This is a genomic window from Salinibacterium sp. ZJ70 (assembly GCF_011751865.2).
GTDB lineage: Bacteria > Actinomycetota > Actinomycetes > Actinomycetales > Microbacteriaceae > Homoserinibacter.
Map to the genome: position 1 here is coordinate 294,730 of NZ_CP061770.1, position 25,639 is coordinate 320,368.

Annotated in this window: 18 protein-coding genes; 17 read left to right on the forward strand and 1 reads right to left on the reverse strand. The window is 68.1% G+C overall.

Going from position 1 to position 25,639, the window contains the following annotated elements:
* The first annotated feature begins 6 nt into the window (after positions 1-6).
* The 15 genes from HCR12_RS01395 (at position 7) to HCR12_RS01465 (ending at position 15,307) form a co-directional block, all read left to right on the forward strand.
* Positions 7-1,509: a type IV pilus twitching motility protein PilT gene (locus tag HCR12_RS01395; protein ID WP_304610834.1), complete on the forward strand. Its 1,503-nt coding sequence runs from the start codon at positions 7-9 to the stop codon at positions 1,507-1,509.
* Positions 1,509-2,750: a type II secretion system F family protein gene (locus HCR12_RS01400; RefSeq protein WP_166868735.1), complete on the forward strand. Its 1,242-nt coding sequence runs from the start codon at positions 1,509-1,511 to the stop codon at positions 2,748-2,750. The genes HCR12_RS01395 and HCR12_RS01400 overlap by 1 nt, the downstream gene beginning before the upstream one ends.
* A 149-nt stretch (positions 2,751-2,899) precedes the next feature.
* On the forward strand, positions 2,900-3,349 hold the full coding sequence (locus HCR12_RS01405; protein WP_166868737.1) for a prepilin-type N-terminal cleavage/methylation domain-containing protein: 450 nt from the start codon (positions 2,900-2,902) through the stop codon (positions 3,347-3,349).
* 96 nt (positions 3,350-3,445) lie between these two features.
* Positions 3,446-4,048 carry a type IV pilus modification PilV family protein gene (locus tag HCR12_RS01410; RefSeq protein ID WP_166868739.1) on the forward strand — a complete coding sequence of 201 codons (603 nt, stop codon included), beginning with the start codon at positions 3,446-3,448 and terminating at the stop codon, positions 4,046-4,048.
* The gene (locus HCR12_RS01415) at positions 4,048-4,737 is read left to right on the forward strand and encodes a PulJ/GspJ family protein (RefSeq protein WP_166868741.1); all 690 of its coding nucleotides are present in this window, start codon (positions 4,048-4,050) and stop codon (positions 4,735-4,737) included. Before HCR12_RS01410 ends, HCR12_RS01415 begins: the two co-directional genes overlap by 1 nt.
* Positions 4,738-4,757: 20 nt before the next feature.
* Positions 4,758-6,296, forward strand: a complete 1,539-nt coding sequence (locus HCR12_RS01420) for an RICIN domain-containing protein (protein WP_166868743.1) — start codon at positions 4,758-4,760, stop codon at positions 6,294-6,296.
* On the forward strand, positions 6,293-7,126 hold the full coding sequence (locus HCR12_RS01425; protein ID WP_166868745.1) for a prepilin peptidase: 834 nt from the start codon (positions 6,293-6,295) through the stop codon (positions 7,124-7,126). The genes HCR12_RS01420 and HCR12_RS01425 overlap by 4 nt, the downstream gene beginning before the upstream one ends.
* 20 nt (positions 7,127-7,146) lie before the next feature.
* Entirely contained in the window at positions 7,147-8,196 is a 1,050-nt protein-coding gene (gene pilM / locus HCR12_RS01430; protein WP_166868747.1) for a type IV pilus assembly protein PilM, read from the forward strand.
* Entirely contained in the window at positions 8,193-8,912 is a 720-nt protein-coding gene (locus tag HCR12_RS01435; protein ID WP_166868749.1) for a hypothetical protein, read from the forward strand. Before pilM ends, HCR12_RS01435 begins: the two co-directional genes overlap by 4 nt.
* Entirely contained in the window at positions 8,909-9,538 is a 630-nt protein-coding gene (locus HCR12_RS01440) for a hypothetical protein (RefSeq protein ID WP_166868751.1), read from the forward strand. Before HCR12_RS01435 ends, HCR12_RS01440 begins: the two co-directional genes overlap by 4 nt.
* Positions 9,539-9,861: 323 nt before the next feature.
* A complete protein-coding gene (gene rpsL / locus HCR12_RS01445) occupies positions 9,862-10,230 on the forward strand; it encodes a 30S ribosomal protein S12 (protein WP_120761923.1) in 369 nt (122 codons plus the stop codon).
* Positions 10,231-10,235: 5 nt separating this feature from the next.
* On the forward strand, positions 10,236-10,706 hold the full coding sequence (gene rpsG / locus HCR12_RS01450) for a 30S ribosomal protein S7 (protein ID WP_166868754.1): 471 nt from the start codon (positions 10,236-10,238) through the stop codon (positions 10,704-10,706).
* 83 nt (positions 10,707-10,789) lie between these two features.
* The gene (fusA, locus tag HCR12_RS01455; protein WP_166868755.1) at positions 10,790-12,904 is read left to right on the forward strand and encodes an elongation factor G; all 2,115 of its coding nucleotides are present in this window, start codon (positions 10,790-10,792) and stop codon (positions 12,902-12,904) included.
* Between the two features lie 107 nt (positions 12,905-13,011).
* Positions 13,012-14,205, forward strand: coding sequence for an elongation factor Tu (tuf, locus tag HCR12_RS01460; RefSeq protein WP_166868757.1), 1,194 nt, complete (start codon positions 13,012-13,014; stop codon positions 14,203-14,205).
* 133 nt (positions 14,206-14,338) lie between these two features.
* Complete coding sequence (locus tag HCR12_RS01465) at positions 14,339-15,307, forward strand: DNA topoisomerase IB (protein ID WP_166869045.1); 969 nt, start codon at positions 14,339-14,341, stop codon at positions 15,305-15,307.
* 34 nt (positions 15,308-15,341) lie between these two features.
* Here the strand turns inward: HCR12_RS01465 and HCR12_RS01470 are convergent, their stop codons facing one another.
* Positions 15,342-16,082 (reverse strand): hypothetical protein, encoded by a 741-nt coding sequence (locus HCR12_RS01470; protein WP_166868759.1) that lies wholly within the window; start codon positions 16,080-16,082, stop codon positions 15,342-15,344.
* 271 nt (positions 16,083-16,353) lie between these two features.
* On the opposite strand from HCR12_RS01470, the gene HCR12_RS01475 reads away from it, so the two are divergent.
* Together HCR12_RS01475 and HCR12_RS01480 are read left to right on the forward strand one after the other, a co-directional pair.
* Positions 16,354-21,960 (forward strand): DUF5979 domain-containing protein, encoded by a 5,607-nt coding sequence (locus tag HCR12_RS01475; RefSeq protein WP_166868762.1) that lies wholly within the window; start codon positions 16,354-16,356, stop codon positions 21,958-21,960.
* Between the two features lie 214 nt (positions 21,961-22,174).
* A complete protein-coding gene (locus tag HCR12_RS01480; protein WP_166868764.1) occupies positions 22,175-25,636 on the forward strand; it encodes an SdrD B-like domain-containing protein in 3,462 nt (1,153 codons plus the stop codon).
* Positions 25,637-25,639 lie beyond the last annotated feature (3 nt).

Genomic DNA, 25,639 nt, shown 5'->3' on the forward strand with positions numbered 1-25,639 from the left:
CTGAACGTGAACGGTCAGACCATCGAGCCGTCGACCCCGTCCGGGTCAGGCTTCGACTTCACGTCGTTTCCGCCTCCGAACGCGGGGATGCCTGCGCCGCACCCCGATCAGCTGTCGGCCGGGGGCGCCTTCATGACGGCGTCGGGCGACGTGGATCTCGGAGCGATGCCCCCGCCCGTGGACGCCTCGGCGACGGCGTTCGCGCCTCCCTCGTTCGCTGAGATGCCCGTGGTTCCCGAGATGCCGGTCCCGCCGACGATGCCGGCCCCTCCTGCAATGCCCGCTCCACCACCCGTCGTGCCGATGCCTCCTGCCGCGTCGCCTGAGTCGGTGGAGCGGCCGGCCGCTGCGGCGGTGACCCCAGCCGAATCGGCCGACTCGGCAGCCCGTGGCGCGCGCGCCTTCGCCGACCCGGACATCCTCCATTGCCTGCAGGATGTGCTTCTGCAGGGCGCCTCCGACCTCCACGTCTCGGCGGGTTCGCCTCCGCGGTTGCGCGTGAACGGGTCTCTCGCGCCGATCCCCGGTCAATCGGTGTGGGACCGTGAGCGCGTGTCGACGGCGCTGCACAGCCTGCTCACCCCTGAGCAGGCGGAGCGCTTCGAGACCGAGCGCGAGCTCGACTTCGCTTTCACTCTGTCGGCGAACGCCCGCTTCCGTGTCAACTACTACCAGCAGCGCGGCGCCATCGGCGGCGCCTTCCGCATCATCCCCACCGAGATCAAGAGTCTTCCCCAGCTCGGCGTGCCGCCGCAGGTCGGGGAGTTCGCGAAGCTGCCGCGTGGGCTCGTGCTCGTGACCGGCCCGACCGGTTCCGGAAAGTCGACGACCCTCGCCGCGCTCATCGACCTCGTCAACGAGCAGCGCGCTGACCACATCGTGACCGTCGAGGACCCGATCGAGTTCCTTCACAACAACAAGAAGTCGCTCGTGAACCAGCGCGAAGTGGGCCACGACACCCACTCCTTCGCCGCCGCGCTCAAGCACGTGCTGCGCCAGGACCCCGACGTCATCCTCATCGGCGAGCTTCGTGACCTCGAGACGATCTCGGTCGCCCTCACCGCCGCCGAGACCGGTCACCTGGTCTTCGCGACGCTGCACACGCAGAGCGCCGCGTCGACGATCGACCGCGTCATCGACGTCTATCCGCCTCACCAGCAGGGTCAGATCCGCACCCAGCTCGCCGCGACCCTGCAGGGCGTCGTGTGCCAGACGCTCGTCAAGAAGGCCTCGGGGAACGGCCGCGAGGTCGCCACTGAGGTCATGTTCTCGACGCCCGCCGTCGGCAACCTCATCCGCGAAGGCAAGACCTACCAGATCGCCTCCGTGCTCCAATCGGGGGCCTCGCAGGGAATGCATTCGCTCGACCAGGCCCTCGCCGGCCTCGTCAACGAGGGGCGCATCTCGTACGCGTCTGCACTGGAGAAGTCGCAGGATCCCGACACGCTTCAGCGTCTCGTGCAGCGCGTCGACCTCAACACGCAGGGCGCGCGGGGGATGGGGTCCTGATGGCGGCGCAGGTGAGCTCGTCGATCCGACAGTTCGACTACAAGGCGCGAAACAGCTCCGGAAAAGTCGTCAAGGGGCGCCTCGAGGGCGCGACGGAGGCGGTGGTCGTCGACAAGCTTCGGGGCATGAGTCTCGCCCCTGTCGAGGTCAAGGAGTTCGTGGGCGGCACGGGCCTGAACCGCGAGATCTCCCTCGGAAGCTTCGGCAAGGGCGTCGAGCTCAAGTCGCTCGCGATCTCGAGCCGGCAGCTCGCGACCATGATCTCCGCGGGCATCTCGCTGCTGAAGGCGCTCAGTGTGCTCGCCGAGCAGACGGAGGACAAGAAGCTCGCCCCGATCCTTGTGCAGGTCGCGCGCGACGTCGAGACCGGTGGGGCGCTCTCGGATGCGCTCGCGAAGCACCCGATCGATTTCCCGCCGCTCATGATCTCGATGGTGCGGGCGGGTGAGACGGGCGGATTCCTCGAAGACGCGCTCGACACCATCGCGACGAACTTCGAGAAGGAGGCGAAGCTCCGCGCTGCCATCAAGTCGGCCATGACGTACCCCGTCATGGTGCTCTCGATGGCGGTTGTCGCTGTCGCGGCGATGCTGATCTTCATCGTCCCGGTGTTCAGCGACATGTACGCCAACGCCGGGCAGGAGCTTCCGGCGATGACCCAGGTTCTCGTCGTCGCGAGCGAGAACATGGTCTGGCTCGTGCCGACGGTCGTCGTGGTGTGCGTCGTCGTCTCGGTCTGGTGGCGCCTCAACAGGAACACCCGCGCGGTGCGCGAGCGCGTCGACCCCATCAAGTTCCGCCTGCCGGTGTTCGGGCCGCTCAACAAGAAGATCGCGGTGACGCGTTTCACCCGCAACCTCGCGAACATGCTGGGTGCCGGTGTCCCGCTCATGACGGCGCTGCTCGTCGTGGGCGAGACGGCGGGCAACTGGGTGATCGAGCAAGCGGCGCAGAACGTCTCGGATGCGGTGCGCCAGGGGCGTTCCGTGGCGGGCCCGCTCGCCGAGCAGGGGGTCTTCCCGCCTATGGTGACCCAGATGGTCGCCGTGGGTGAGGATTCCGGATCGATGGAGACGATGCTGCGCAAGGTGGCGGACTTCTACGACACGGAGGTCGAGGCCACCACGAAGTCACTCACCTCGATCATCGAGCCGCTTCTCATCGCCTTCCTCGGCATTGTGGTCGGCGGCATGATCATCGCCCTCTACATGCCGATCTTCGGCATGACGCAGGCGGTCTGACCCCCGATCTGGGGTCGGACCGCGCGGTATATGCCCCCCGGAAACGGGCCTGAAGTCCCGACGCCGGGGCACTACCGTCGTAGAGACGGGTCGGACCGACATGGGGGATCGGCTCGCACATCAACCACCTATACAGAGATGGATCTGACATGACCCGCATCCAGGAACTTTTTGAGGCTCGCGCCGCGATCCTTCGCGACAAGAAGAAGAATGACAAGGGCTTCACCCTCGTCGAGCTTCTCGTCGTCATCATCATCATCGGCATTCTCGCCGCGATCGCCGTTCCGGTCTTCCTCGGTGTCCGCGAGGGCGCGTGGAAGTCGTCGGTCGAGTCGGACGTGCACAACACGATGCTCGCGGTGGAGCAGTACGCCATCACCAACAACGGCTCGGTGGCCGACTTCCCTGACACCGACATCGTCCAGTCCGCGGACAACACCATCGAGGTGACGGTGGCCGCGAGCAGCGCCACCAACTACACGATCACGGGCGAGAACAAGAACCTCACGGGCCAGATCTACTCGTTCGACAACGGGTCGGGCGAGGGCACGTGGACTCAGGGTGCCCCCGCCGAGGACGAGGGCGACGGCGAGGGCTGATCACACGACCCCGATCAGACTCAGCACGCTGACTGACAGCGGTGGGGCGCGGTTCTTCGAGCCGCGCCCCACTGGCATCCGACGAAGGAGAGGGCCATGAGCCGAGCGCGCACACCTCGCGGTGACGCGGGCATCAGCCTGCTCGAGGTCATCGTCGCCCTCCTCGTGCTCTCGATCCTCGTACTGGCCTCGATCGGCTTCGTGACGCAGGCCAACACCTTCTCCGCCTACCAGCAGCACAACCAGGTGGCGGTCACCGTCGCGGGGGCGGCCATGGAACGCGCACTCGCGACACCCCCCGACCAGCTCGCATCCGATCGTGCTCAGGCCGATGTCCAGGCGGCTTTCGCCCAACTCGCGGGTCGCCCCAACGTCGGCGACACCTACCCGATCTGGGACAACACCGTCACCGGCGCGCCGCTGGTTCCGATCACCGAGACGCAGACGTTCTCGGGCACCGAATATGAGGCGACGACGCTCATCGGCACGTGTCATCGCCCACGGAACGTGGTCTCCGGTGTGACCTGCGGCAAGGTGTCGGGAGCGACCGCGCTCGCCACCCCCACCGGACACCTGACCCTGTACCGTGTGACGGTCGTCGTCACGTGGACTGCCGACGATGAATGCCCAGGGGGATGCGCCTACGAGACGACGAGTCTCATCGATGCGACCGTCGGAGACGTGGAGTGGGTGGACTGATGCGGGCGCTCTCACGTCGACTTGCTCGCCTGCGCGCCACGGGCGACCGTGGTCTCACCCTGACCGAGCTGATCGTGTCGCTCACGATCTTCGCCTTCGTGCTGGCTATCGGAGGCGTCACCATCGTTCAGGTCTCGCGCGCCACCGTCGACGCCAAGATGCGGTCCGAGTCGGCGACGAACGTCCTCACCGCGTTCCAGTACCTCGATCGCCAGGTGCGCTACGCCGACGCCATCAACTTCGCCGGCATCGGCGGTGAAGGTGCGGCGTACGTCGAGTTCCGCATCCCGCGCAGCTCCCGGCCCCCGCTTCACGACGGAACCGACCCGCAGCACGACCAGTGCGTCCAGTGGCGATTCCTTCCGGATTCCGGTGCGCTTCAGGTGCGACAGTGGGACGACCGCGCTGGGGTCACGCTTCCGGAGTGGGCGACCCGCGCCCGCCTGATCACGTCGGAGGCCTCCCGTGAGTATCCGTTCCAGATGATCCCCGCGCGCGCCGGGTCGGCGGCGACGCAGTCGCTGCGCATCCAGTTGGAGGCCGGCGGCGTGCCCGAGCATTCCCGCACGCGCGTCGATACCCGTCTGGTCGCGCGCAACAGCTCGCTCGCATCCACCAGCAACCTCGATGGCAACGGTGACGGCGTCAGCGACGTGCCGGTGTGCAGCCCCCTGAACGTGCGGTCGTGAGAGGTGGAACGATGAGAAGAGTGCAGCGTCTCTACGCTGAAGCCCAGCAGTCCATGCTCGCCGGTGAGCGCGCAGATCGCGGTGCCGCGATGCTCCTGGTGCTCACGCTGATGGTCGTCCTCACCGGCGTGGTGGTGATGCTGAGCTCGGCGCTCGCATCGCAGGGCCCCGCTGTCCATCAAGCAGAACGCAGCTCGCAGACTGTGTACGCCGCGCAATCGGGCATGCAGATCGCTCTCGGGCAGCTCCGCAGCGCCGTGACCGCCGGCTACGGGGATCGATCCAAGCTGCCGTGCACCGTCGACGGCGCGATCGACAGCAGCGACGGCGCATCCGCCTATACGGTCGAGGTGCGCTACTACCGGGAGGACCCGACCGAGCGCACCCCAGCATGGCGTGACAACTCAGCGAACTTCCGGACCTGCTCCACCCTCACCTTCACACCGCACTTCGCGCTCCTCACGGCACGGGCAGAGGGCGCTCCGAAGCCCGGACTCGACGACGCCGCCGGAAACCGTGCGCTGCAAGCCGTCTATGCCTTCAAGGTGAGCAACGTCAACATCCCCGGTGGGCGCATCTTCAACTACGAGGAGACGCACTGCCTGGTTGCGCCGCAGCCTGCTGTCGCCGGGTCGAAGATCAGCTACCGGCCCGCAACGGAGTGCATGACGCTCCCCGACGCGCGCACGATGTGGGTCTACGACACCGACTACCGCATCAAACTGGCTGCCACCATCGCATCGACGCCGCTGTGCATCACCGCGATGAACGAGTCCTCCACGCGCGACGCAGAGTTGCAGCCGTGTCGCTCCAGCACCGACAGCAACCGCCGCGTGCAGCTCTGGAACTGGGGTGGGAACTACTCGTGGGAGGGGCAGCGTCGGCTCGACCAGACCGGCCAGTCGTCGGTGTGCCTCGCGCCCCCGGATGGCTACCACTCGCTCACTGGCCAGCCACTCCAGGCACGGGTCAACGGCTGCGGCCCGAACCGAAGCTTCTCACCGACCCCCGAGGTCGGTGCAGGTGCCGCGAGCTACGACACCCGACAGCTTGTCAACTACCTCGAATTCGGGCGTTGCGCGGACGTCACCGACACCGACATCAACAAGTCGTTCATGATCGCTTACCCGTGCAAGCAGGATGCGAGCGGGTTGCAGGGCTTCGACTGGAACCACAAGTGGTACTACTCCGAGCCGCCCGCGGGGCAGGTGCGCACGGGCACGCAGCAGATCTACGTACAGGTCTCCGCAGGCAACTCCGGCCGTCGGTGCCTGGTCGCTCCGGCGGCGAACAGCAGCACGCGCTATGTCACCTTCGCCAACTGCAGCACCTCCAGCGCCGCCCAGCGGTGGATCCGCCACGGGGACACCGGCAGCTACGCCACGAGCTACCTCTTCACCGATCATCTCGGCCGCTGCCTCGACGTGAACCAGAGCGACACCTACTCGACGTGGTCGAAGATGGTCGTCCGCGAGTGCAGCAGCTCGCTCAGCCAGAAGTGGAACGCTCCCTCGCAGACCACCGACTCCACCCTCGGCGGCTACCGGGAGCTCGGGTGAGCGCGGCGTCCGCTCTCGCTGTCTCCTTCGTCGGGCTCCTGGGAGCGGCGGTGGGGTCGTTTCTCAACGTCGTCGTATGGCGGGTGCCGCGCGGGCTGAGCGTCGTCGCGCCGCCGTCGGCATGTCCGGGATGCGGCGCGCACATCGCGCCCCGCGACAACATCCCGCTCGCCTCCTGGCTCGTCCTGCGCGGCCGGTGCCGCTCCTGCCGCGGGTCGATCTCGGCGCGTTACCCCGCGGTTGAGGCCCTCACGCTGACCGTGTTCGTTGCGATCGCCTGGTGGCGCGTGCCGATCATCCTCGACTCCGCGGGCATCGCGGTGTTGGCCGAGACGCTCGTGCTCGCCGCGCTGCTGATCTTCGCCGCGCTCTCGATCGCGCTCTCGGTGATCGATCTGGAGCTGCACCGTCTGCCGAACCCGCTCGTCGCGACCCTCGCGGTGTCGGCGCTGCTCCTGTTCGGTGGCGCGGCTCTCGCGACGGGCGATCTGGCGCACCTCGGGCGCATGCTCATCGCGGGCGCCGGGGCCTTCACCGTGTTCTTCGTGGTCGCCTTCATCCGGCCGGACGGCATGGGGTTCGGCGACGTGAAGCTCGCCGGCGCGCTCGGGCTCGTTCTCGGCTACGCGGGATGGGGCAGTGTGGTGGTGGGGTTCTTCACCGCATTCCTGCTCGGCGCGCTCGTCGGCGTCGTCATGCTCATCGCACGCCGCGCAACCCGCGGCGTCGGCATTCCATTCGGACCATGGCTCCTGGTGGGGGCGTGGTTCGGGTTCGTGGCTGGGGATTTCATCGCTCAGCAGTACCTCGCATTCGTCGGACTCGTCTGACGGCGGGGAAAGGGGGAACAGTGGCAGAGTCCATCGTCGGTATCGATATCGGCAAGAACGCGATCCGCGCCGCGGAGGTGATGAATCCGACCAAGCCGAAGCCGACGCTCGTGCGCTACCACACGGTGCCGCTTCCCGAGGGTGCCGCGCATGCGGGGGAGGTCCTCGAGGTGGGCACCGTCGTCGAGGCGCTCAAGCAGCTGTGGTCGCGGGGCCGCTTCAAGAGCAAGCGGGTCGTTCTCGGCACCGGCAACCAGCGCGTTCTCGTGCGCGACTTCTCGGTGCCCGCGATGCCGCTCGACCGGATCAAGGAATCGCTGCCGTTCCAGGCGCAGGAGCACCTGCCGCTTCCCGTCGCTGACGCCCTGCTCGACTTCTATCCGCTCGGTGAGGGTCAGTCCGAGTCGGGCCCCGTGCTCAACGGACTGCTCGTCGCCGCCGTCAAGGAGGCGGTGCTGGCGAACGTGCGCGCCGTGCAGAAGGCGGGCCTCGACCCGGTCGAGGTCGACCTCATCCCGTTCGCGCTCGCGCGCGTGCACACGCCGATGGGCGAATCGCGCGGCACGGTCGCGATCGTGGAGCTCGGAGCCTCCAAAGCCACTGTCGTCATCAGCCGTGACGGCGTGCCCATCTTCGTGCGCACGATCCAGAACGGCTCGGATGACATCAACAAGGCCCTCATCCAGCAGCTCGGCACCACACCCGAGCAGGCGGAGCAGATCAAGTGCAACCTGGGGCTCGCGCCGAACGGCTACTCGCCCGACTGGAAGCCGTCGATCGAGGTCGTCTTCTCGGTCGTCAGCGACCTCCTCGCCAACGTGCGCAACACGCTGAGCTTCTGGGTGAGCTCGCGCGCGGGGAACGACGTCGAGCACATCATCTTCACGGGCGGCGGCGCGGCCATGCCTGGTCTCGCGGCGGCTCTCGCCGACGTGCTCCGGCTTCCCGTGACGACCCCGGATGTCCGCAGCCGCTTCGTCCTCGGACGCGGGCTCGATGCCGGGGCGCTCGCGTCCGAGGCGTCGTCGCTCGCCGTCGCCGGGGGCCTGACGATGGGAAGTCGCGCATGACGCAGACCGCACGCAGGGAAAAGGCCGTCCGGTCGCCGAAGGCGCGCACGAAGGGCTTCGCTCCCGTTCCGCCTCGCGTCGACCTGCTGCCGCCGGAGATCACCGTCGACAACCGGCGCCGCTCCGCACGTCGCGGCATGCGCGTCGTGATCATCGCCGTTGCGCTCATCACGCTGCTCGCGGTGGCGGGCGCGTGGTATCTGGAGTCGCAGGCGCGCGCCGAGCAGGCGCGGCTCGAGCGCGACGCGCAGGTGCTGCTGCTCGCGCAGGGCGAGTTCGCCGAGACCCGCTCCGTGCTGCGGGGCATCACCGAGACGGAGGCGGCCGTGCGCGTCGGCGGGTCGACCGACATCGACTGGGCCGACTACATCCGTCGCCTCCAGGGGCTGCTCCCGGCGGACGTCGTTCTCACGACGGTCTCCATCGATGCGGGCGGTCCGCTTGCGGCGTACGAGCAGTCGACGGTCCCGCTCGAGCGCCCGCGCATCGCGACGCTCGTGTTCAGCGCCGAGTCGCCTGGCGTGCCGAGCATCCCGAACTGGATCAACTCGCTCACGGCGCTTCCCGGCTTCGCCGACGCTTCGCCGAGCGGCCTCACTCACCAGGGAGAGGTCTTCACGGGAACCGTGACCATGCACATCAACACGGACGCGTACTCGCACCACTTCGTGCCGGAGGAGACCGCGGACGCGACGGCTGAGGGAGACGACCAGTGAATCTCGACAACCGCCTGTGGGGCATCATCACCGCGTTCATCTGCATCGGCACGCTCGCTCTGGGATGGTTCGTGGGCGTCGAGCCGCGCCTGGCCGGCATGGCGAGGGCTGCAGATGCCGCCGAGAACACCACGCAGCAGAACGAGCTCGCGCGTCTCGACATCGCGCGCATGACGGAGGCGACCGAACGAATCGATGAGCTGCGCGCGGAGCTCGCGCAGCTGCGACGTGCCGTTCCCGCGGGCGTCGACGGCACGGGCTTCATCACGGCACTCGACGGCCTCATCGCGGCCCACGGGGTCTCGCTGAAGTCGGTGGTGTTCGGTACCCCCGAGGCCTACTCGCCTCCGACGGGCGAAGGCGCACCGCTCACGGATCCTGCCGTCACGAGCGAGAACATGGTCGTCGTGTCCGTCAGCGTCACTGTCGCCGGCGCGAACGAGAACGTGCTCTCGTTCATGAACGGCCTGCAGCGTGCCGACCGCCTCGTCGCGGTCACGGGTGTCACGAAGTCGAACGTCGAGGAGACCGTCGAGCTCACGGTCGACGGCACGATGTTCGTCATGCGCGACCCACTCGCCGAGGCAGCGCTCGATGCCTCCGACGAGGCGGCTGCCGAAGGCTGAGAGACCGCCGGCGACCGCTTCCTCCCGTTGCGGTCGTCGGCTTTCTCATGTCCGCGCGCATTGCGGCGCGATACGTGATAACGGTATGCTTGACCGTGTGTGTGCACTCGCACGCGTCTCCCCTGCTCGGATACCGGCGAAGCCGGATGCCGTCCGGGCTGCGGAGAACACCAGAGCGCACACCAGGGCCAGGCCGGCGCACCCGCACCGGCTGACCCCCACGGCATGTCCGTCTGCAGTCCCGTCGAGGTTCCTCGCTGGGTGACGGATCCCGATGGATCCACCATCAAGCTGTCACCGTGCAGCGTTAACAAGGAGCAGTTTTGCCCACTATTCAGCAGTTGGTCCGCAAGGGCCGCTCGCCGAAGGTCACCAAGACCAAGGCGCCCGCCCTGAAGGCGAACCCGCAGCAGCGCGGCGTGTGCACCCGTGTGTACACCACGACCCCCAAGAAGCCGAACTCGGCTCTCCGCAAGGTCGCCCGTGTGAAGCTCAGCAACGGCACCGAGGTCACCGCCTACATCCCCGGCGAGGGCCACAACCTCCAGGAGCACTCGATGGTGCTCGTGCGTGGCGGTCGTGTGAAGGACCTCCCCGGTGTGCGTTACAAGATCGTTCGCGGCGCCCTGGACACCCAGGCCGTCAAGAACCGCAAGCAGGCCCGTAGTCGCTACGGCGCCAAGAAGGGTTAAGGAAGATGCCTCGTAAGGGACCCGCTCCCAAGCGTCCGGTCGTCAACGACCCGATCTACGGCGCTCAGATCGTCAGCCAGCTCGTCAACAAGATCCTCCTCGACGGCAAGAAGGACCTCGCTCAGCGCATCGTCTACGACGCGCTCGAGGGCGTGGGCCAGAAGTCGGGTCAGGACGCGGTTGTCGTTCTCAAGAAGGCGCTCGACAACGTGCGCCCGACCCTCGAGGTCAAGAGCCGCCGCGTCGGCGGTTCGACCTACCAGGTGCCGGTCGAGGTCAAGCCTCACCGCGCCAACACCCTCGCACTGCGTTGGCTCGTGAGCTACGCGAAGTCGCGTCGTGAGAAGACGATGACCGAGCGCCTCATGAACGAGATCCTCGACGCCTCCAACGGCCTCGGTGCCGCGGTGAAGCGCCGTGAGGACACGCACAAGATGGCCGAGTCGAACAAGGCCTTCGCGCACTACCGCTGGTAAACACCGGCGCGTCCGGGTGCTGCGGCTCACGCTGCGGCACCCGGACCCCAGCACTCACGACTTCAACAAGTTAGGAAAACCCCGTGGCACAAGAAGTGCTCACCGACCTCACCAAGGTCCGCAACATCGGCATCATGGCGCACATCGATGCCGGTAAGACGACGACGACCGAGCGCATCCTCTTCTACACGGGCGTGAACCACAAGCTCGGCGAGACCCACGATGGCGCCTCGACCACCGACTGGATGGAGCAGGAGAAGGAGCGCGGCATCACGATCACGTCGGCCGCCGTCACCTGCTTCTGGAACAAGAACCAGATCAACATCATCGACACCCCCGGACACGTGGACTTCACGGTCGAGGTCGAGCGCTCGCTCCGCATCCTCGACGGCGCGGTCGCCGTCTTCGACGGCAAGGAGGGCGTCGAGCCCCAGTCCGAGACCGTGTGGCGTCAAGCCGACAAGTACAACGTCCCGCGCATCTGCTTCGTCAACAAGATGGACAAGCTCGGCGCCGACTTCTACTTCACGGTCGACACGATCATCAACCGCCTGGGCGCGAAGCCCCTCGTCATCCAGCTCCCGATCGGTGCCGAGTCCGACTTCATCGGCGTCGTCGACCTGATCGAGATGCGCGCCCTCGTCTGGGCCGGAGACTCGAAGGGCGACGTCTCCATGGGCGCCTCCTACGAGGTCCAGGAGATCCCCGCCGACCTCAAGGAGAAGGCCGAGCAGTACCGCGCAGCCCTCCTCGAGACGGTCGCCGAGTCCGACGACGCGCTCCTCGAGAAGTACTTCGGCGGTGAGGAGCTCACGGTCGCCGAGATCAAGGGCGCCATCCGCAAGATGACGATCGCGAGCGAGATCTACCCCGTGCTCTGCGGCTCTGCGTTCAAGAACCGCGGCGTCCAGCCGATGCTCGACGCGGTCATCGACTACCTGCCGTCGCCGCTCGACGTCCCCGCCGTCCAGGGCACCGACCCCAAGGACGGCGAGAAGGTCCTCGAGCGCAAGGCCGACTCGTCGGAGCCGTTCTCGGCTCTCGTGTCGAAGATCGCCGTGCACCCCTTCTTCGGTCGTCTGACCTACATCCGCGTCTACTCGGGTTCGCTCGACTCCGGCGCCGCTGTCGTCAACTCGACGAAGGGCAAGAAGGAGCGCATCGGAAAGATCTTCCAGATGCACGCCAACAAGGAGATCCCCGTCGAGTCGGTCACAGCCGGCCACATCTACGCCGTCATCGGCCTCAAGGACACCACCACCGGTGACACCCTGAGCGATGCAGCGCACCCCATCATCCTCGAGTCGATGACCTTCCCCGAGCCCGTCATCGAGGTCGCGATCGAGCCGAAGACCAAGGCCGACCAGGAGAAGCTGGGCACCGCGATCCAGAAGCTCGCCGAAGAGGACCCGACGTTCCGCACCGAGCAGAACCAGGAGACCGGTCAGACGGTCATCAAGGGCATGGGCGAGCTCCACCTCGACATCCTCGTCGACCGCATGAAGCGCGAGTTCAACGTCGAGGCGAACGTCGGCAAGCCCCAGGTGGCCTACCGCGAGACGATCCGCAAGAAGATCGAGAAGTACGACTACACCCACAAGAAGCAGACCGGTGGATCCGGTCAGTTCGCGAAGGTGCAGATCTCGCTCGAGCCGCTCGAGGTCACCCCGGATGTCAGCTACGAGTTCGTGAACGCCGTCACCGGTGGTCGCGTTCCCCGCGAGTACATCCCGTCGGTCGATGCGGGCATCAAGGACGCCATGCAGGTCGGCGTTCTCGCCGGCTTCCCCACCGTGGGTGTCAAGGCGACGCTGCTCGATGGTGCGGCGCACGACGTCGACTCCTCGGAGATGGCGTTCAAGATCGCCGGCTCGATGGCGTACAAGGAGGCCGCTCGCAAGGCCAACCCCGTGCTGCTCGAGCCGCTCATGGCCGTCGAGGTCCGTACGCCCGAGGAGTACATGGGCGACGTCATCGGCGACATCAACTCGCGCCGTGGCCAGATCCAGGCCATGGAGGACGCGACCGGTGTCAAGGTCATCCGCGCCCTCGTCCCGCTGTCGGAGATGTTCGGATACGTCGGCGACCTGCGCTCGAAGACCTCGGGCCGCGCCGTCTACTCGATGACGTTCGACAGCTACGCGGAGGTCCCGAAGGCAGTCGCCGACGAGATCGTCCAGAAGGCCAAGGGCGAGTGACGCTCGCGTCACGCGTTCAGTAAACCCAACTACACTAAAAATCAACCAACGCAGAGGCATCCGGGTACCATCCGGGCGCCGGCACCGAGTCCTGAGGAGGACCCCAAGTGGCTAAGGCCAAGTTCGAGCGCACCAAGCCGCACGTCAACATCGGAACGATCGGTCACGTCGACCACGGCAAGACCACGCTCTCGGCAGCGATCTCGAAGGTGCTCGCCGACAAGTACCCGTCGCCCACCAACGTGCAGCGTGACTTCGCCACCATCGACTCCGCTCCCGAAGAGCGTCAGCGTGGTATCACGATCAACATCTCGCACATCGAGTACGAGACCCCGAAGCGTCACTACGCGCACGTTGACGCGCCCGGTCACGCCGACTACATCAAGAACATGATCACCGGTGCCGCTCAGATGGACGGCGCGATCCTCGTGGTCGCGGCGACCGACGGCCCGATGGCTCAGACCCGTGAGCACGTTCTGCTCGCCAAGCAGGTCGGCGTTCCCTACCTGCTCGTCGCGCTGAACAAGTCGGACGCGGTCGACGACGAGGAGATCCTGGAGCTCGTCGAGCTCGAGGTCCGTGAGCTCCTCTCGTCGCAGGACTTCGATGGCGAGAACGCCCCCGTCGTGCGCGTCTCCGCTCTCAAGGCTCTTGAGGGTGACGAGAAGTGGACCCAGGCGATCCTCGACCTCATGCAGGCCGTCGACGACAACGTCCCGGACCCCGAGCGTGACCGCGACAAGCCGTTCCTCATGCCCATTGAGGACGTCTTCACCATCACCGGTCGTGGAACGGTCGTCACCGGCCGCGCCGAGCGTGGAACCCTCGCCATCAACTCCGAGGTCGAGATCGTCGGCATCCGCCCGACGCAGAAGACCACGGTCACCGGTATCGAGATGTTCCACAAGCAGCTCGACGAGGCGTGGGCCGGCGAGAACTGTGGCCTCCTCCTCCGCGGCACCAAGCGCGAAGACGTCGAGCGCGGCCAGGTCGTCGTGAAGCCCGGTTCGGTCACCCCTCACACCAACTTCGAGGGCACCGCGTACATCCTGTCGAAGGACGAGGGTGGACGTCACAACCCGTTCTACGCGAACTACCGTCCGCAGTTCTACTTCCGCACCACCGACGTCACCGGTGTCATCACGCTGCCCGAGGGCACCGAGATGGTCATGCCCGGCGACACCACCGACATGTCGGTTGAGCTGATCCAGCCCATCGCCATGGAAGAGGGCCTCGGCTTCGCCATCCGTGAGGGTGGACGCACCGTGGGTGCCGGTAAGGTCACCAAGATCATCAAGTAAGTTCGCTTACTGATCTCGAAAGGGGTCGGACCCGTATGGGTCCGGCCCCTTTCGCTGTCTGCGCTAGCGCTCTGGCTCGGCGCGGGCAAGGGGAGCGACGCCGCAGTGCGGCGCGCCTATCGTCGGTCGCGTGGTGAGATTGCGGCGCACGCGGTGGAACGACCCGGGCATCCGGCGGATGCGCTCAGGGAAGGGGTTCCGGTACGTGGATGCGGACGGCGCGACGGTCGCCGCCCCGGAGCTGAGGGGCCGGATCGAGCGGATGGCGATCCCGCCCGCGTGGACGGAGGTCTGGATCTGCGCCTTTCCGAACGGCCACATCCAGGCGACCGGGGTGGATGCCGCGGGGCGGCGCCAGTACCTCTACCACCCGACCTGGCGCGAGAAGCGCGATCGGGAGAAGTTCGATCGCGCACTGGCGCTCGCGGAGTCGCTGCCGGCCGCGCGCCGGGGGGTGACGATCGACCTGCGCCGCGAGGGGCTGCCGAGGGAGCGTGTGCTCGCGGGAGGCTTCCGGATGCTCGACACCGGCCGTCTGCGGGTGGGGTCGGAGCGCTACGCACGCGAGCACGGCTCGGTGGGGCTCTCGACGCTCCTGGGGGCTCACGCCAGCGTGCGCGAGCGGGAGCTCGTGCAGCTCGCCTTCCCGGGCAAGAGCGGCCAGGAGTGGGAATCCGAGGTGCGCGATCCGGATCTCGCGGCGCTCATCTCGGTGCTCAAGCGTCGCGGGCCGCGCGCGCGGCTGCTCGCGTGGACGGACGAGCGCGGTCCGCACCCGGTGAGCGCGGAGGACATCAACGCCGACATCCGGGACCGCACGGGCGGAGACTTCACAGCGAAGGATTTCCGCACGCTGCACGGGACCGCCTCCGCGGCGGTCGCCTTGGCGCGAACGGGGGTGAAGACGTCCGGGTCGGCGCAGGACCGAGCGATCGCCGCCGCGGTGCGCACCACGGCGGAGATGCTCGGCAATACACCGGCGGTCGCCCGCGCGAGCTACATCGATCCGCGCATCCTCGACCTCTATCGGGACGGTGTGACGATCGACCCGGCTCGCACGGCGTCGGTGGAGTCCGAGCTGCGGGCCCTGCTCTACGACTGAGCTTCGCGGTGCGCCGGGGCGCAGACGCGCGCCGTCACGGTGTGACGCCCCCGAGCTCGAGTGCGGGGGCGTCGGTCGTTGAGAAGTCGATCGTCGTCCACTGGTCTCCGATGCGCGCCTCCGCGCGCAGCATCAGGCCCGTCGCGTCGAGCCAGAGGCGCAGCCCTGCAGAGTCGGCCGTGAGCGGTGGTGCCGACGCGTCGCGAGGTGCATCGCTCGGGGGTGCCGCGAACACGGAAACCGAAGTGCCGTCGATGTCGTCGGCGCGCAGCCACAGGGCGCCGGACTGCCGCAGGAGGAGAGGGTTGTCGGGCCGATCCGCGCCGAGGGCGCTGATGATGCCCAGGAGCGCGTCGAGGCGCGACGTCGTCGGATCCATCGAGTCGAGTGCGAGGCCGGGGTCGTTGAGTGCGGGCATGGGGAGGATGGGGTCGCCGTGGGCGTCGGGCTCGCGCGCGATGATCCCGATCACCCCGTCTGTCCAGATCATCGCCTGGCTGCGGAAGTCGCCGGTCACGGCCGCGTAGCCGAGCTGGCTCGGGTAGTCGACCCACCCCTGCAGGCGCAGCTCGACGCCGCGCTCCTGCACGGTCGTCGCGAATCGGCGGCTCCCGTGGTCGAAGTTGGCGAAGCGAGCGATCGCGAGCAGCTCCGATTCGGCCGAGGTCACGGGGCGCGCGGTTCCGCCGGATTCGGCGGGCGCGGCGCACGCGGAGAGCATCACGAAGGATGCGAGCGTGAGCGCGAGCGCACGAGCAAGGAGCAGCTTCGTCATGCTGAGGCGGCTCGCGCGCGGGCGCGGTCTCGGGTGCTGCTCACGGGTTGAGGCTACCGGCTCCCCAGGGCGTGGACCACGACGTTCCGACGCGCACCCCGCAGGCACGATCGGGTCTACCCCCGTTAACGGGAGCCATTCCGGCTCCATTGTCGAGTCACACTCGGCTACGGTTGACACGCCACCAGTTGAGGTGGCCGATGACCCTTTTGGATGAAGCTCCATGGACCACCAGCCCCGCCACCGCGCGCCCGTTCGACGCTGGAGGTCCATGGTGGCCTCGGTCGCGGTCGTCGCCCTTCTCGCCTCGACGTTCGTCGATCTCGCGAGCCAGCCCGATGCGGCAGAGGCGGCCGGAGCCACCTCCGGCAGCGTGAGCGGCCGGGTGTTCGAGAACTTCACCTCGTCCGGCTGGCAGCAGCTCGGCACCGAGACCGCGAGCGGGTCGCGCCCCGTCGAGGGCGTCGTCGCAACCGCCTACGACGCTCTGGGAGACGTCGTCGGAACGGGTGCGAGCGACGACGACGGCACCTACACGATCGCTGTCGCCAACGCGTCGACACGCGACGTGAGGATCGAGTTCAGCGGGTGGCCGACCTGGCTTGAGCCCGGGTACGCGGCGCAGGGCAGTGCTCCGCACGAGGGTGCAGCGGCGAACGACACGAGCGTTCAGTTCGTGACACTCAGCGGCAGCCCGGCGGCCGCATCCGGGGTCGACTTCGCGCTCGTCTCTTCGCAGTCCGTCATCGACACGACTCCGAGCATCGCCTCCGCGATCCAGTGGGCTGGCGACACCGCGGGCAACAGCAAGCCGCTCGGCTCGCTCGTCTCCTATCCGTGGACCGCGTCCGGCGCTGCGCCCGTGTCGGCCCGCGGCGGGATGCCCCAGCTGAACGATGCGGCGACGAGTCACGGTCTGTTCGGCGGCACTTCGCCCGACAGCAGCGACGCGCTCGGCTCGCTCTGGGGCGTCGCCTACTCCGCATCCACCAACCAGCTCATCACCTCGGCGACCCTGCGGCGCATGTCGGGGCTCGGAGTGCTCGGGCTCGGCGGCGTCTACAAGGCCGACGACGTTCTGCTGCCGACCGGTGCGGTCAACTCCGATGCGACCACGACTCCGTGGTTCGCGCTCGACGATCTGGCGGTGGTCGGCGGACTCGGTGAGACGGTCGACATCGGCGTCGCTCCGACGAACGCTGCGCGCGGGCTGGCCGCCTCGAACGTCGCACGCCGCGACATCGAGGTGTTCGCGAAAGCTGGACGCGTCGGCATCGGCGGCATCGCCACCTCTTCCGACGGCGGCACGCTGTTCATCACCAACCTCCACGACGGCAACCTCTACGCGGTCGACATCTCTGACCCGGGCGCGACCCCGACTGAAGCGCTGCGCGTGCAGACGGGTGTCTCGGCGACCCAGGCGATCTGGGCCGTGACGGCTCACCACGGCCGCCTCTACATCGGCTACGTCGACACCGGAGACACCGCGGACGGCAACGACGACCCCGGAAAGGCCGCGAAGAGCGCAGCGGGCGGCGGCATGAAGGCCTACGTCGCGTCCGCTGCCCTCGACGACCTCCCGTCGGGTGCGCCCGCCTGGACCCGCGAGCTCACCGTCGACCTGGGTTACCAGAAGGGCTCCAACATCCCCCTCACCCGCGCCTCCGGTGGTCACAAGATCACGGGCATGGAGCGGTGGGAGCGCACGCTGCGCTGGAACACGTGGACCGATACCTGGGGATGGGGCGGCAAGATCGAGGAGAGAGTGCAGATCGGCACTCACAACGGAGAGACGACCGGTCTCCAGCACTACTCTCAGCCGATCCTCAGCGGGCTCGGCTTCGACGCAGACGGCTTCCTCACCCTCGGCTTCCTCGACCGCACCTCGCTGCAGTCGGGGAACCGCAGCCTCGCGGGCGAGAATGTGACGAGCAGGGAAACCTGGACTGCGATGTCGAATGGTGACGTCCTCATCGCGGCGCCACGAGAGCGCGCCAGCGGCACTGCGAACGCGCAGTGTCAGGGCCTGCTTCCCGGTGAGAGCTTCGAACTCGAATGCGGCGGAGCCGTTGGTGACCGCGCCGCCCGCACGACGATGTTCAACGGCCAGCCTCAGACCGCGACCAACAAGCAGGGCCCCGGCCGCGGCGAGTACTACAACGACATTCTCAACCAGGGTCGCGGACTCCCGACGGGCACCCCGCACGACGAGATCGCACTCGGCGCCGTCCTCGCGAACCCTGCCCTGAAGAACGTCGCCACGACCTCGATCGACCCGCTCGAGCAGATCCTCACGGCCGGTCTCACCTGGTTCGACGAGCGGCGGGGAACCCAGAGCCGCGGACTCGAGCTCACCGGCAGCCTGCCGGGGACCGGCTCGCCCAATTTCCAGAAGTCGGGCGGGCTGGGCGGCGTCGCTCTCCTCGCGCAGGAGGCGCCCGTCGAGATCGGAAACCGCGTCTGGCTCGACGCCGACCTCAACGGGCGCCAGGACGCCGACGAACCGGCGATCAACGGTGCGCTCGTCGAACTGTGGTCGACGGACGCCGACGGCGCGGCTGCCTCCCTCATCGCGACTCGCACGACGGCGACGATCGACGGGCAGCCGGGCACCTACTACTTCCGCACCGACGATCCGGATGTCACGGGCGGCGCCGCCGAGTTCGTCGCGCGCGGCGACTACCTGCTGCGGTTCCTCCCCGGCACCAGTCTGATTCTCGAGGGTCCTCATGCGGACCATCCGGGGTTCGCGGGGCTCACCTGGTCGCACCTCTCTCGCACCACGGCCGAAGCGCGCGGTGCGGGCACGGGAGCGACGAACGACTCGAACCCCGATCCCGTCACCGGTTTCGCCCCGGTGACGGTCGGCGGGCCCGCGGAGAACGACCACACGTTCGACTCCGGCTGGTATGGCACCGCGGTGTACTCCCTCAAGAAGGAGATCGCTGCGGGCGGCGGCACGATCGACACGACCTGGAGCTTCGACTTCGCACTCGAATCGGCCGCGAATTTCCGCGGGGAGGATCGGCTCATCGCGGGCGGGTCCGACCCGCAGGTCACCGAGGTCTCGGCCACGCTCACCCCCGATGCGCGCACGTGGACAGCTCAGGTCCCGCTTCCCCTCGGCTATGCGCTGGAGTTCGAGGAGTCCGGTGCCACGGCTGACAGCGTCACCTGGAGTACGCCCGTCTCGGGCGATCCGCTCCGCGGCCGGGTGCTCATCTCACCGCGAACGGCGGAGGGTGTCGTCGCGAGCCTCACCGCGTGGAACCTCTACGGGGCCTTCACCGTGACCAAGGCGGTGACGGGCGCCGCCTCGTCCCGCGTTCCGTCGTCCACGCGCTTCCAGCTCGAGTACACCATCGACGGCGGTGCCGTGCAGACCGCCTGGGTCTCGCCGGACGTCCCGTTCACGCGCACCGCCCCGCTCGGCGCGTCGGTGCAGATCCGGGAGTCGAATCCGGTGGTCACCGACCCCGTGATCTCGGATGTCGACTGGGGCACCCCGACGTGGGCCGCGGCGACCGGCGTCACCGGCCCCGACACTGAGGGCTGGTATTCCTTCGAGGTCGAGAGCGAGACGACCCTCGCCCTCGCGCTCACCAACACCGCGAACCCGACGCCGGGCCGCTTCTCCGTGACGAAGTCGGTGCTCGGGGCCGGCGCGACCCTCGTGCCGGAGTCGACGCGCTTCCAGCTCGAGTACACGATCGGCGACGGCGACCCGCAGACGGTGTGGGTATCACGCCAGACGCCGTTCACCAGCGAGGAGCTCCCGACCGGCACCGTCGTCGCCATCCGCGAGACGAATCCGATCGTGACCGAGCCCGTGATCACCGATGTCGACTGGGGTACGCCCGTCTGGTCGAACGTTCCCGGCGGGGCGGCGCCTGACGCCGATGGCTGGGTCAGGTTCGAGATCGAGGAGTCGGCGGGGCTGGTCCTCGGGCTCTCGAACACCGTCGCTCTGCCCGGGCAGTTCAGCGTCATCAAGTCGATCTCCGGGGCCGCGGCTGCGGGAGTGCCTGCCGCGACGCTCTTCCAGCTCGAGTACACGCTCGATGACGGGCCCGTTCAGACGGGATGGGTGGCGCGCAATCTGGTCTTCTTCAGCGGTCCGCATCCGGTCGGAACGACGGTGAAGATCAGGGAGTCGAACCCGGTCGTCACGCAGCCAGCGCTGCCGGGCGTGGAGTGGGGCACGCCGACGTGGACCACGCCAGCCGGCGTGACCGGGCCCGACGCCGACGGCTGGCTGACATTCGTCGTCGACGATTCGAGCGATCTCACGCTGCGCCTCGACAATGCCGCGAGCGGTGTCGGCCGGTTCGAGCTCAGCAAGACGGTCACCGGTTCGGGCGAATCGATGATCCCGTCCGACACGGAGTTCCAGCTCACCTACCGCCTCGATGAGGGAGCCCCGAGGACGGCATGGGTCTCGCAGGACCGTCCGTTCAGCGTCGAGGGCCTGGCACTCGGCACCCGAGTGCTCATCAAGGAGACGAACCCCATCGTCACCAATCCGGTGATCCGGGGCATCGACTGGGGAACGCCCATGCTCTCGATTCCCCTCGGTGTCTCCGAGGTTGACGGGTGGCTGTCGTTCACCATCACCGCACTGTCGCCCGAGGTGCGCCTCGGCGTCGAGAACGTCGCCGAACCGGAGCTCGGCGGCTTCACGATCCTCAAGACACGAGCCGCGGGCGAGCCTGAGCCCAACCGCGCCTTCGCTTTCGAGTACCGCGTGGGCGAGTCCGGCGCAGCGGCCACCCTCGGTCCGATCCGAGCGGGCGCTTCGGTGAGCACGCCGACGACCATCCCGCACGGATCGACGGTCTATGTGCGTGAGATCGTGCCCGCCGACACCGAGACGGTGCGCTGGGCGGATCCCGTGTGGTCGGGGCTTCCCGCCGGAGCCGTCGGTCCTGATGCCGATGGCTGGTACGCGTTCGAGTACCGCATCGGCGCGACCGAGCTGACGCTCACGGCGCACAACGCCGCCACCCAGTATGGCGATTTCTCGGTGACCAAGCGCGTCGCCACGACCGGTGACGTGGATGCCGCGGGCGTCGACTACGACTTCGAATACCGCACGGCGCCCGCTCCGGCACCTGGAGCAGAGCCGACCTTCGGTCCGATCTCGACCTTCACGATCGAAGAGGGCGAGACGTGGAGGCTGCCGACACTCGTGCCGCGGGGCACCATCGCCGAGGTGCGCGAGATCCAGCCGACCAACACCGCGGATGTGGTGTGGGGAACCCCCACCTGGCTGACGAACGGCACTCCGTCGACCGTCATCCACGGGTGGACGCGCGTCACGCTGGGAGACACCGCGACGATCGCACTCGAGGTCACGAACCGTGGAACCACGCAGGGGGGCTTCTCCTTGCGCAAGGCGTTCGACGGCACGGGGGTGGAGCTCGTCACGGGTGCCGCGTTCGACGTGCAGGTGCAGATCGGCGACGGCCCGATCGAGACGATCCGGCTGTCGGGTGACGGCACCGTGTGGACCCATCCGGAGGAACTCGACCTGGGAACCGAGGTGCGGGTGCGCGAGGTGACCCCACTGCCCGAGATCCGCGGAATCGAATGGGGCGACCCGATCTGGAGTGACGATCTGGGCGAGCTCGAACAGGATGAGGGCGGTTGGGTGTCGTTCGTCATCGAGGCCGGAGATGTGGCAGCGGCACTCGTGCTCACCAACACTCCGAGCACCCCTCCGCCGAACATCCCTCCGCCGGACCTTCCGGAGACCGGCGTTCAGTTCATCCTCGAGCGCACCGCGTTCGCCGCGCTGATCGCCGCCGTGGGTCTCGCTCTGCTCATCGCGGCGCAGCGCCAGCGGGCGAGCACCGCGCGGCATCGCAGGGGAGTCTGACTCATCGCCCGGATGGCCGTCGAGCATCGCTCGGTGCGCCATCCGGGCTGCAGGCGCGCTTCGCGCTCGATATAGACAGTGAGTTCTACTCCCCTTTTTGCGGGGGAGAAAAGCGAGGCGCCCTCGCTATACGGTGAACCGTCTGCCTTGTGCTCACCCGAGCGTGCTTACCCGGCATTCGCAGGCACCGAACGAACCACCACCACAGACACCCATGAACTCCGCGCGCTCGAACGCGCGTGCCCGGCCGTTGCGGCGTGCACGTGCGTTCGGTCGCGCCCTCGCCCTGCTCGCAGCGGCGGGTCTGGTGGGCTCGGTCTTCGGGGTGACGGGTGGGTCCGACCGGGCGAGCGCGGCTCCCGCAGATCAGGTGCGCGGCCTCGTCTTCATCGACTTCGATGGCGACGGCGTCTTCGACACCGGCAACGGTGCGCAGACAGGCATCGCGAACGACGCCGCGCTGGCGGGCATCACCGTCACAGCGCACAGGGTGAACGGGATCACGCTCACCGCAACCTCGACTGCGACCATCATCGGCACAGGAGCCGGTGCCTACAACTACACAATCTCGGGGCTCGCGACGAACGAGCAGGTCCGCATCGAGTTCGCGCTCCCTGCGGGCTACTACGAGTCGTTCGCGCGCTCGGGAGCGACGAGCACGCGCTTCGTGCAGGCGGGCGCCGACGTGCACCTCGGCGTGATCAGGCCAGATGACTACAACCCCGGCAACCCATTCCTGGTGACGATGCTGCAGCGACCGGGATCGCTCGACCCCGCGCGCACCGACAGCGCCACCGTCGCGCTGCGCGCGGAGCCGGCCGTTGTGATGACGCCCTGGAGCGTCGGCAACAACGCCACCACGACTCACACCGATGTGGCATGCACCAACGGCACGCCGGCAGGGTGTGCCAGTTACAGTTCGCGGACCACGCTGGCCACCCTTGGGCAGGTCGGCTCGGTCTACGCGGGTGCCTACGATTCCCCGGGACGCGACCTCTACGTCGCCGCGACCTACAAGCGCGGATCCGATCTCGGGCCGCTCGGTCTTGGTGGTGTCTACAAGATCAACAACATCGTGAACCCGACTGGCGTGGAAACCCTGACGGTGGAGAACTGGCTCGATGTCGCCGCACCGCCGCTCAACATCAACGTGGGCACGGCCGAGAACCGAACTCAGCGCGCGCTCGGTGCCGCGAGCGGGCGGACCGCCGACAGGCACGCGTTCGCGAACGCTCTCCGCGTGGGCATCGGCGGAATGGCGATCGACACCGATCGGGGGCTGCTCTACTTCGTCAACCTCTTCGACAAGAAGATCTACGCGATCACGCTCGACGGGAAGGCGCTCGTCGGCTCGTGGGCCACCCCCGCGACTGCCGGGGGCAGCACGCGGGTGCCCTTCGCGCTTGCGCTCCGCGGGGACAGCCTCTTCGTGGGCTACACGGACACCGGCGAGGCCCACCCCTTCTGCCCGGCCGCGACGCCGGGCACGTCGCGCAACGGCGGCAGAACGGGCGGATGCTCGGGCGCGACCCAGCAGCTCCAGGCGTATGCGGCGCGCGCGCCGCTCGACGCGACGGGTGCGCCGGGCGCGTTCTCGACCGTGCTCACGATCCCGCTCGGCGGCCAGTACGTGCGCGGCAACCAGATGTACGACTGGCACGGACAGGGGGCCACCCACGCGACCGGCAACCCCCAGGCCCTCCGGTGGAACACCTGGGCCGATGTGTGGGAGGTCGCCGACCAGCAGCGCAGCGTCAGCTTCCTCACGAGCGGTAACTGGGGTACGAAGTACATGCACACCTACCCGCAGGCTTTCGTCGCGTCGCTCTCGTTCCACTCCGACGGCTTCCTCACGATCGGCATGGGCGACCGCACCCAGATCCAGAGCGGCAACCGGCAGGTCGCCGCGGTCGCAACCCCGGGCGAGACGACGTACGAGACGATCACCGTCGCCGACACCGTGCTCGCCGCGCCGAACGGAGCGGGGGGCTTCACCCTCGAGAACAACGGCAGCGCGGGCGGACGCACAGTGACGCACACGACCCGGCAGCCCGATAACGAGGGCATCGGCGGGCGCGAGTTCTACTACGACCGCGCGAACCTCGGCGCCCAGACCAATCATTACGAGGCGTCTCTCGGCGCGACGATCTCCATCGGCGGCGTGCAGCAGGTCGCGACCACGTTCATGGACCCCCTCGGCCCGATCCGCGTGACGGGACTGAGCTGGTTCGACACACAGACTGGGCGGCCGGTACGCGGCTACCAGCACGAGGACGACACCGGCGATCTGACGCTCGTGCCCTCGTTTCAGAAGGGTGGCGGCATCGGCGGCCTCGCGGCCGTCGTGAGCGACGCACCCGTCGAGATCGGCAATCGCGTCTGGTACGACGCCGACCTCGACGGCATCCAGGACCCCGACGAACCCGCCATCAACGGCGCACCCGTGGAGCTGTGGCGCGCGGATGCGGTGGGCGAGCCCGTGCAGCTGCTCGCGACGACGACGACCTCGACCCGCAACGGGCAGGCGGGCCTCTACTACTTCGTCTCGGAGGACGCACCGCCGGGCACGCCCGACCGCGTCGTGGGCTTGGCGAAGGAAGGCGACTACGTCGTCGTGTTCCCGAAACCGACGCTGCTGACGACGGCGGTCGATCTCCAGTGGTCCGCGTCGACGACGACGGCGGTTCGCAGCATGTTCACCGGGATGACCTGGGCGCAGCTGCGTCGCACGGTCGCGGACGCGGCCGCCGATGCATCCGACGTCAACGACTCCGATGCGGATCCGGTGACCGGTCGTGTGCCGGTGTCCGTCGGGATATCGGGCGAGAACGACCATCGCCACGACGCCGGCTGGTTCGGCATGGGCGGGTTCAGTGTCGAGAAGACCACGACAGGGCCGGCGGATCCGGATGCCGAGTACACGGTGCGCATCGAGACGGCGGTCGACTTCCGCGGCTCGTCGGTGCTCGGCGCCGGAGGGCCCGCCACCGAGTCACGGGTCGATGTGATCACCGCGGAGGTGGAGGGCGGCGAGCGGATCGCGTGGGTGGAGGAGATCCCCTACGGCACGACACTGACCCTGCGCGAAGACGACATGCCGGATGCGGCGGTCGCCTTCACGCCGAATGCTGCGGCGGAGGCGCACCGCGGACGGATCGTGATCACGCCGACTGCGGTGACGGGCGGACAGCTGCTGCAGGTGCGGAACGCATTCGCGACACTGCAGGTGGCGAAGACGGTCGAAGGTGCCTCACTACCCGCAGGAACGACATTCACGGTCGAGTACGTGGCCGGGGTCACGAGCGCGGAGGCGGAGGTCGTCGCGGGCGGAACGATCGTGCTCGAGGGCGTGCCGGTCGGCGGAAGCGTACGGCTGCGCGAGCCCATCGACGGCCCGGCGAGCGGTGCGGGCCTCGTCTGGGGGAACCCCGTGTGGCGCCTCGGGGCGACCGTGCTCACGCCAGACGCTGACGGCTGGGTCGAGGTCGTCATCCCGAACCAGGGCGGCACGGTGAACGTCTCGCTCGCGAATCGCGCGTGGGTGCCGCCCGCGCTGCCCTTCGCGGGTGGGCTCGCGCAAGATGCGATCCTCACCGCGGGTGGGCTCGTGATGCTGGTCGCTTTCCTGCTCGGCACCGTGCAGCTGCGCCGACGCGCCCGGGCGCTGGGCTCCTGAGGG